The 665-nt window shown below is 57.3% G+C and carries 1 protein-coding gene; it reads right to left on the bottom strand.

Features of this window, described 5'->3' with window-relative positions; translation table 11 throughout:
• Positions 1 to 92 precede the first annotated feature (92 nt).
• A complete protein-coding gene (locus tag A3754_RS02190; protein ID WP_063518736.1) occupies positions 93 to 638 on the bottom strand; it encodes an acireductone dioxygenase in 546 nt (181 codons plus the stop codon).
• Between the last annotated feature and the right edge of the window lie 27 nt (positions 639 to 665).

Below are 665 nucleotides of genomic sequence, written 5' to 3'. Positions count from 1 at the left end.
TGTCAGTGATGATGGCGTTGATCATGAATGTCTAGCCCTGCTGTGTGAGCGTGCTTGCACGCTAAGGAATTGGCTGTATATCGGTGGTTGCGTCAGCCCAGCCGGTTGAAGCGCTGGGCAATGTCGCTGCCGGTAAAGTTGGCCACCCAGCCGTCCGGGTTGTTGAACAGGCGAATGGCCACAAAACGGGGGGCCGGGCCCATATCGAACCAGTGCGGTGTATTGGCGGGGACGCTGATCAGGTCACCTTTGGTGCACAGCACTTCGTAGACCTTGCCATTGATATGCAGGGTGAACAGTCCCTGGCCTTCCACGAAAAAGCGTACTTCGTCTTCGCTGTGCCGGTGTTCTTCCAGAAACTTTTGACGGAAGGCGGCCTTGTCCGGGTGGTCCGGCACCATGCTGACCACATCCACGGTCTGGTAGCCTTCATCGGCGATCAGGCGGTTAATGTCTGCCTGATACGCTTGAATCACTTCATCCTGCCGGGGGCTTTCGGATAACGGCTGGTTGGCTTGCCATTGTTCGTAGCGTACCCCGGCACTGGCCAGCACCCGCGCCATGGCCGCCTTGTCGGTGTGATGTTGTTCCAGCACTTCGGGTGCCTGGTCGGAAAAGACTTTCAGTTCGCTGTGCATGGCGACACCTCTTTATCAGTTCTCTCT

The organism is Alcanivorax sp. HI0083, from assembly GCF_001635175.1.
Note: the sequence above shows the minus strand (reverse complement) of the source record. Positions and strands in the feature narration are given on the sequence as shown.

Coding starts and splice junctions, on each gene's coding strand:
- A3754_RS02190 (WP_063518736.1), bottom strand. CDS start 638: ATGCACAGCGAACTGAAAGTCTTTTCCGACCAGGCACCCGAAGTGCTG.